The following is a 7,741-nucleotide window of genomic DNA, read 5'->3' on the forward strand; positions in this document are numbered from 1 at the left end:
TGGAAAATACTGGAATATTTGATGTGAGTGGAACTTACAAAGAGCAATTTTATCATGTATTGATGTTAGGATTGATTTTAACTTTGAAAAATGAATACGAAATTACATCGAATAATTTTGCAGGAAAAGGAAGATATGATTTACTTTTAAAACCTAAAAATATTTTGGAAGGAAAAGAAGGAATTATTATTGAATTGAAAATTGTTAATGGGACAGAAAATTTAAGTGATAATAAAATTCGTGAAAAACTTGAAAAGGAATGTGAAGTTGCGTTGAATCAAATTGATGAGAAAGGATATAGTTCTGTTTTGAAAAATGCTGGGATTGAGAAAGTTTTGAAAATTGGGATTGCATTTTTGGGGAAAGAATTTGAGGTGAAGTTTGAAAAATAGTTAAAAAATACAATATTATTGCTTTTCATAAAAAAATATTGTATAATTAGCTTAATAAATGAAATAAAAAAACTTATATTCATTGTTAAAAAAAGGCCAATTTAAAGAGAGTTTTAAAACTCTCTTTATTTTTTATAAAATATAATTATTAATTTTCTTTTTAGCCATAATAAAAATCTCCAAATATTATATAGTTATTTTACCATATATTATTTAGAGGTTTACACAAAAATTTTTATACACCCAAATTGAATTAAATAAAAAAAGTCTCTTTTAGTAAATTGGATTTCTAGGGGAGATTTTTTAATTAGAATAAAAAAAGACTACCATTTATTTGAGCACTCTTTTTATAACATGTCATAAGAAATCTAATTATAAACATTGTAGTAATCTGATATAAAAGTGTTATAATCAAATTCAGGAAATTCATCAATAAATTCTTCAACCTCTTCTGCAGGTCTTAAAGATGTATATGGAATCACTTTGATATCAGGATTAAAAGGATCAGAAATATAAGCAGATAATTTATTAGTTTTAGAATCATATTTCAAATAGTTAGAAAATATGCCATAAACTAATCTTTTCTTTCTTTCCTTAAAATCATCTTGAACTAGTCTAGATATATCTCCCCTCCCACTTTGGACAACTGTTACATTTCTAATAACAGTTTGTTTAGAAGAATATGCAGGAAATATTCTACAAAGACCAGCTTTAAAAGAAAATTCACTATTTCTAATTTCTGTAACATTTCCAATTTTTAAACAATACATTGTACCACCATGACGACTTGTAAAATTTGAAAAACTAATGCTACTTAACAATAAAAATACACCAAATAATATTTTTTTCATTTTAAATTCTCCTTTCTTAAAAATTTTAATCTATATAATTACTCATATTTTACCCCCCCCCCACATTTGTTTTAACTTTTATTATCATTAATTTTTACTTAATTTTATATAGTGTTATTATTTAATTTATATTTAAAATGTTATTATTATTCACATGAATACCATTTTCCCAACACTAATTTTGAATGTTAATAAATTTATTTTATTTAATTAAACATTCCTTAAAACCTTCCTTAGTTTGCACATCTAAATCTTTAAAACGATTTCCTGCATTCCATTCCAAAATGCTATCTATAATGACAAAAAATTTGATTTTGATTTTTATAAATTGACAATAAAATCCATGAAAATTTTGAAAATTGGGACTGCATTTTTTGAGAAAAATGATGATTTTGCAAGGGATAAAAATAATATTTATTATAAAAATAAAAAAATAATATTTATTTCATGATTGACTTTTTTTGAAAATATGATATAATTAAATTGTTAAAAACCCTAAGAGAAACTTATAATAGAATAAAATTACTGATAAATTAAGCTAGAATTTTCTAGCTTTTTTTTATAATGATACAGAGTTCAGTAAACTCGTATTCTATTATAAGGAGGTTTAGAGCAGTGAACAGCGATGAACTTATTAGACTTCTAGTTATTATGTATATTGTTTACAGATTGACTAGATAGTCGAAAAATATCGAATTTCACCTCTGCCTCTACCCTTAGGGGGAGTTAAATTATTAAAATTAACAATTTTCTGCAAGCCATAAAAATCCTTTTCCCATTCGCACATCCGAATCCCTAAAATGATTCCCCTCATTCCATTCCAAGACACATTTTTCCAAATCTTTAGAATTTCTCAAAATCTCAAAATATTCTCTTATATTATCCCCAATCTTTGATAAAACCTGATGTTTAGTCTTTTCCTCCAAATCTCCAAGACTTAAATAAACATTTTTTGCCAAAATTTCATTATTTTTCACAAACTTAATCCAATCTTTATACCAAACTGATGGCGAAACTCCAACAACTCCAGCAAAAATGTCTGTCTGATACCCACACCACAACGAAAATAATCCAGCAAGTGAATATCCTCCTAAAACATATTTCACATTATTTTCTTGAATATTCACAAGTTTTACCAAATTTGGAATCAATTTTCCCTTTATAAACTCTAATGTTTTACCAGCTCCATCGCCAAAATTTCCTTTTCCACGAAGAAGTGGCATTTCCCAAGATGTTAGTTCACTATTCCAGTCTTCTATTTTGAAAGCTGCCAAGCTAAAACTTTTATCTGTATTTTCAGAAATATATTTCACTTCATTGTCTAAAAGCTGCATATCATGCTCATCAACAGGCTGTATTAAAATATATTCTGTCTTTTTATTTTCATTTGTATATAAGATACATTCTTTTTCTTCTATTTTGAAATTTAATTTTTTCATATTTGCTCCTTTTTTAATATTTTTTGAATATTGAATTTATTTTAAATAAATTTTGATTAATATAATTAATTATAGCATATGTTTTTAAAAAATATAAAATATTTTAAAATCATTTTTGGTATCTATTATAATATTTTCTTGTTTACTAAATTATATTATTTTTGATTTATAATATTTAAAAAAATTTGTATTTTCTATCATTCTAATAAAAATATAATAGTAACCAAAGCAAAAAAAAAAAAGGATATAATAACTGAAAAAAGATATTTTAAACAATTTTTTGGGCGATAAAAAGTTAGATTTTTACATCATGGAAAGGTTAATTTATTTTGATTTTGGATTGATTGAACAAAAGTCTGCTTTAACTTTTTTTAATAGTATTGAAAGGAGATGATAAAAATATTTTATGAGATGTATTTTTTTTAATATTGAAACAATAGTTAAAAAAACTGTTTTCTTATTTATTGCAATTTCAACGACACTTTTTTGCCAGCTTACTGATCCCAGCTACAAATGGTATCCTGTTACAGAACTGATTGAAAAAGCAAATAAACTTAAGACTGGAGATATTCTAGTCCTGTCTAAGCAGCACACTATTCTGCAGTCTCAGGGGCATGTCGCTGTTATCAATGAGAATATGAAGATTGTGGAGTTCCCATCCTTTTCAATCGGGTATGCTGAAAGTCCTATCTTTGCCTGGTATGATGAAAAAAGGAAGGTTTCTGTGTTTAGGCTGAAAAATATTGACGATAATTTTAAGAAAGCTCTGTTTAAGGAAATTGACAAGACTACAACCAAGACTTATGGGCTTACCTTTAACAAGAACTTTGACAAGAGGCTTTACTGTTCGCAGTTTGTCTATCTTGTATTTAAAAGAGCCGGGATTGATGTTGGAAGGGATGTTGACCTGGATTCAAACGGGGGCAAGGTTGTCCTGCCTTTTGACATTATGAGGTCGCCGCTTCTGGAAAATGTTGACCTGGATGAATAGTCTTACTTTTTATTTTAATCAGAAACGATAAATATTGAATAACAGCAAGGAGAAATTTATGAAAAAAATTATTTTACTTGGAATTCTTGTCCTTTCTATTTCAGCATTTGCCGGTCACTTGGAGGATGGCAACTTCTACTTTGAGAACGGGGAACTGGAAAAGGCTGAAAAAGAGTATTTGAAGGCTACTGAAAATGGCAATGCCAAAGCCTTGTACCAGCTGGGATGTTTGTATTTTGAGCAAGGCAGGCTTGACAAGGCTGAAAAAATGTTTTTAGACGCCATTAGCAGGGGCGATAGCAGCTCTCTGTATCAATTGGCGCAGCTTTACTACTTTCAAGATAAACTTGACAAGGCTGAAACATTCTTCTTAAAAGCCGTAGACCGCAATATCCCTGAAGCTATGAATGAGCTTGGCCTTCTGTATTATGACAAGAAGGAATTTGACAAGGCAAAAAAATATTTCAAGATGGGAGCAGATTCCGGGGATGAATATGCTATACAAAATTACAGGAAAATGCTGGAACAGGAATTGAAGCATCAGGATTAAAGAAAATAAAAAACAAATAAAAAGAAAAAAAGAAAGGAATGATTGATATGAAAAAATTATTTATTATTATCGCTTTACTTATGGGCCTTCAATCTTGTATGGAAGTACAAAGATTAGATGGGTGGAAACCTGAAGGGGAATTGGAGGATGAATGGATGGAACAAGGCTACCCTGACCGACCTGTTACTTGTGTAACAACTAAGGCTGGTGCAAGATGGTGTAGATGGGGTACTAATTAAAGAGTATTTTGCTCTCAATTCAAAGGGGGGGATTTTGATAAGGATTGTTATAAAAATTTTAAAAAAGCTGTATCATAAAGTTAATTTATGAATCGGCTTTTTTATTTTGTCTTTTCAACTCAAAATATTTGATTATCTTGAAAATCGTGGTAGAATTAAAAATAAAGTATTATAAAATTTGGCGTAAATTAAAAAATATGGAGGATAAAAAATGAGTATAAGTTTTTATGTAAAAAACAAGAAAAAATTTTTAGGTTATAAAGCCGTTTTAAATGTTGAAACTGCATTGAGTTTACTTGATAAGGAACTTTATACCTACAATACTGGAAATATTGATATTAATGATTTGCTGCTATCTCCAGTTTCTAATTATCAGTGTCTTTTAATAGGAGATGGCAAGGAAAGTTCAAGAGGATTTGAATTGTCTTATGATACAAAATATAATAATTATGTTGTGAGGATTTTTACGCCATCATCTAGGGAAGATTGGCTTTTGGCGTTGGAATATATAAAAGCGTTGGCTAAAGAATTTGATTCGGAGATTTTGAATGAAAGAGGTGAAGTTTATACTGCTGATAACATTGATAAATTTGACTATGAATCAGATATACTTTATGGAATAAAAGTAATTACAGAAAATATAAAAAATGGAGAATCAGATACTTATGTTATTTTTGGTACAACTAGACCTGTTTCTTTCAATGAAGAAATGGTAGATGAAATAAATAATTCAAATAATCCTATAGATACTTTTTCAAGAATAGTAAGAAACATTCAAAATTTAGATGCTTATTCGGCAAATCAACGTTTTTATAAAAATGATGAAGATGAAAGAATTATGGGAGCTTATAGTCTGACAGAAAATGTTAGAACAATTCTTCCTTATAAACCTAGTGTTGAATTTCATAATTTAGATATGGTTAAAAATGATGACATAGCTTTTTGGAATATAGGTTTCGTTACTATTGATGGATATAAAAATGATCCAAACAGTTATCAAGTCGTTGGTCAATTAGATTATAATGATTTTATAAAAAAATTACAAAAAGATAAGTATCGTTTTATTGACGCTTCATATATTCTTGTTGAGCCGTTAAGTAAAGAAGAAATTTTAGGATTTTTGGAAATATCTGTTAATTAGAATAAAACGACTTTAAAATACCATTTCTAAAAATAAAATTAGGAGGCATAAAATGGATAAAAATCGTAAAAGATGGGGTTATATTTTTGATGAAAAATTAGATATGTTAATTCCTAATATTCCAAGGCAGAAAAAATTTGTAAAAATATTTTTGATTTTATCATTAATATTTTTTATCATTGCTCTAATGCAATTATATTTTTTAGATAAAACTTCCCCAGAACAAATAATATTTTTGATTTATAGTGGAGGTTCTGTTTTTTTTCTTTTATTTTTGTCTATTATTATAAAAGTAAATATTTCTTTCATCGAAAGAAAATTGAAACAACTTGAAGAAATGACATTGCCATATGAATTTGAAATTCATCCACTAAAAGATAATTCATATATTTTTTTGTGTATTCTATTATTTATTATGTTTATTACAATACTCTATTTTAAATTAAATGAATTGTTAACAAATTTTACATTAAAAGATATTTTTTTCGTTATTTTCATGATTATAACGATTGCTGTCAATTTCAGCTTTTTTTTGAAAGATCTAAAAAAAAGAAAATATTCTTTAATTATAAGCGGAAGAATTATAAAATTATTATATGAAAACAATGAAATAGAATTTATAGAAATTGATAACATCCGTTATGCCAAATTTTATGCGGCTAATGCTGGAAAAGGCAGAAAAGAAAGAAATCCTACTTTTCAAATTTTTGATAAAGAAGAGAAAAAATTTGTTGAAATGTCTATCAAGCCAACTGATTATTGTTTGCTGAAAAAATATTTTAAAAAATATAATGTGATGATTGCTGATTTATACGAATATTTCTAAGAGTCTATATGATTTTAGAAATAAAAATTTTTTAAAGATTACAAAATTACAAATTATACTCATTTTATTCAAAAAATAAGGAGAAAAATACAATGTTTATTTTTATGTTGATATTGCAATTGGTAATACTTATTATTAGTATCACAACTATTATCTATTTAATAAAAAGAAAGAACACAATGGAATGTTTTTACATAGAAAATGAAATTTTATGCCTAAACTCTATGCCTACAAAAAAGATTCCACTTTCTAATATTGATTACATAGAATTTTATTGCAGTCGTTTTCGTAACAGTTGCAGAGGATTGATAAAGATTCATACGATAAATTCAAAAGTAATCAAACGATTTTTTCAAACAAGTAAATTTACATTTTTTGTTACTGAACAAATGGTTTTAGATGAAATTAATAAATTGACACCTATTTTGAAGGAATATTCAATACCGTATACTATTAATTATAATTAAACTTCTAATATTATAATTATAGAATTTTAAGAAATTTAGTTCTATTTTGTTTATTCAAAATTTATTCAAAATAACAAATCTTATAATAAAAAGGAAGTGTTTTAAATGGAAATATATGGAATAATTATAGGAACAATGTTTATACCATTTTTATTTATTCTATCAATATTTTTTTCTTTAACATTAAGAAAAAAAAGCATGCAAAAAATTATATCCGCTAAAATTAATGATGATTTAAAAGACTTAGAACCACGAGAATTTTTTTATAATTTATTAAAAATGGAAAGAACAGCAAAACCAGTTTACTATGCAGAAATTTTTTTATTAGCAATAGACACCATTTATATCTTATTCGGTGGGTATGCTGAATATCTAAAAGAGTTAAAATTTGCACAAGAGTTCCCTGATTTTCCAATAAATCCTATGTCATTTGTATTCATTAAATTTGGTATCCCAATTTTCTTATGGTTTATTATACTTTTTCTATTATTATTTGCCTTATTTATGAAAAAGAAAGAAAATAAAAGATTAGCCGACATGCTAGATAACTTAGAAAAATACAGATTTTTAAATTATGCAAAAGAAGATTTTATCAACTCTGAAAAAATAGTTAAAACTGGAATGGTCGCACAAAGTGATTTAAAAATTGGAAGCAGATATTTATTTTCTGTCTATCCAGCATACATAATTCCTTATTCTTGGATTTCTGATATAACAATTGATAGAGTTTATAATCGTGGAGGAAGTTATTCATCTTTAAATTTTATTTTTACTAAATCTTTTAAATCTGAGAAATTATTTTTTGCTAAAAAGGAAGTTGCTGAAAAGGTTAGGGATTTTATTTT

The 7,741-nt window shown here is 26.4% G+C and carries 10 protein-coding genes; 8 read left to right on the top strand and 2 right to left on the bottom strand.

All coding sequences use genetic code 11. From position 1 onward, the window contains the following. Positions 1 to 392, top strand: a 392-nt coding sequence (locus tag ACO409_RS09565; protein ID WP_485556734.1) for a PD-(D/E)XK nuclease domain-containing protein, incomplete at its 5' end; no start/stop codon positions are given. A 368-nt stretch (positions 393 to 760) separates the two neighbouring features. Here the strand turns inward: ACO409_RS09565 and ACO409_RS09570 are convergent. Both ACO409_RS09570 and ACO409_RS09575 read right to left on the bottom strand, forming a co-directional pair. Continuing rightward, positions 761 to 1,243, bottom strand: a complete 483-nt coding sequence (locus ACO409_RS09570; protein ID WP_485556736.1) for a hypothetical protein — start codon at positions 1,241 to 1,243, stop codon at positions 761 to 763. Positions 1,244 to 1,983: 740 nt separating this feature from the next. Next, positions 1,984 to 2,682, bottom strand: a complete 699-nt coding sequence (locus tag ACO409_RS09575) for an alpha/beta hydrolase (RefSeq protein ID WP_485556738.1) — start codon at positions 2,680 to 2,682, stop codon at positions 1,984 to 1,986. Positions 2,683 to 3,088: 406 nt separating this feature from the next. On the opposite strand from ACO409_RS09575, the gene ACO409_RS09580 reads away from it, so the two are divergent. The 7 genes from ACO409_RS09580 to ACO409_RS09610 form a co-directional block, all read left to right on the top strand. Next, entirely contained in the window at positions 3,089 to 3,673 is a 585-nt protein-coding gene (locus tag ACO409_RS09580) for a YiiX/YebB-like N1pC/P60 family cysteine hydrolase (RefSeq protein ID WP_485556740.1), read from the top strand. A 58-nt stretch (positions 3,674 to 3,731) separates the two neighbouring features. Beyond that, positions 3,732 to 4,223 carry a tetratricopeptide repeat protein gene (locus tag ACO409_RS09585; protein ID WP_485556742.1) on the top strand — a complete coding sequence of 164 codons (492 nt, stop codon included), beginning with the start codon at positions 3,732 to 3,734 and terminating at the stop codon, positions 4,221 to 4,223. Positions 4,224 to 4,321: 98 nt separating this feature from the next. Further along, positions 4,322 to 4,462, top strand: a complete 141-nt coding sequence (locus ACO409_RS09590) for a hypothetical protein (protein WP_485556744.1) — start codon at positions 4,322 to 4,324, stop codon at positions 4,460 to 4,462. Between the two features lie 211 nt (positions 4,463 to 4,673). Further along, positions 4,674 to 5,603: a DUF4299 family protein gene (locus ACO409_RS09595; protein WP_485556745.1), complete on the top strand. Its 930-nt coding sequence runs from the start codon at positions 4,674 to 4,676 to the stop codon at positions 5,601 to 5,603. Between the two features lie 52 nt (positions 5,604 to 5,655). Beyond that, the gene (locus tag ACO409_RS09600; protein ID WP_485556746.1) at positions 5,656 to 6,429 is read left to right on the top strand and encodes a hypothetical protein; all 774 of its coding nucleotides are present in this window, start codon (positions 5,656 to 5,658) and stop codon (positions 6,427 to 6,429) included. A 92-nt stretch (positions 6,430 to 6,521) separates the two neighbouring features. Continuing rightward, positions 6,522 to 6,896 (top strand): hypothetical protein, encoded by a 375-nt coding sequence (locus tag ACO409_RS09605; protein WP_485556747.1) that lies wholly within the window; start codon positions 6,522 to 6,524, stop codon positions 6,894 to 6,896. Positions 6,897 to 7,001: 105 nt separating this feature from the next. After that, positions 7,002 to 7,741 (top strand): hypothetical protein (locus tag ACO409_RS09610; RefSeq protein ID WP_485556748.1); only part of this gene is annotated, 740 nt, incomplete at its 3' end.

The sequence above is a fragment of the Leptotrichia sp. genome (assembly GCF_057270615.1).

Coding starts and splice junctions, on each gene's coding strand:
- ACO409_RS09570 (WP_485556736.1), bottom strand. CDS start 1,243: ATGAAAAAAATATTATTTGGTGTATTTTTATTGTTAAGTAGCATTAGT.
- ACO409_RS09590 (WP_485556744.1), top strand. CDS start 4,322: ATGGAAGTACAAAGATTAGATGGGTGGAAACCTGAAGGGGAATTGGAG.
- ACO409_RS09585 (WP_485556742.1), top strand. CDS start 3,732: ATGAAAAAAATTATTTTACTTGGAATTCTTGTCCTTTCTATTTCAGCA.
- ACO409_RS09595 (WP_485556745.1), top strand. CDS start 4,674: ATGAGTATAAGTTTTTATGTAAAAAACAAGAAAAAATTTTTAGGTTAT.
- ACO409_RS09605 (WP_485556747.1), top strand. CDS start 6,522: ATGTTTATTTTTATGTTGATATTGCAATTGGTAATACTTATTATTAGT.
- ACO409_RS09600 (WP_485556746.1), top strand. CDS start 5,656: ATGGATAAAAATCGTAAAAGATGGGGTTATATTTTTGATGAAAAATTA.
- ACO409_RS09580 (WP_485556740.1), top strand. CDS start 3,089: ATGAGATGTATTTTTTTTAATATTGAAACAATAGTTAAAAAAACTGTT.
- ACO409_RS09575 (WP_485556738.1), bottom strand. CDS start 2,682: ATGAAAAAATTAAATTTCAAAATAGAAGAAAAAGAATGTATCTTATAT.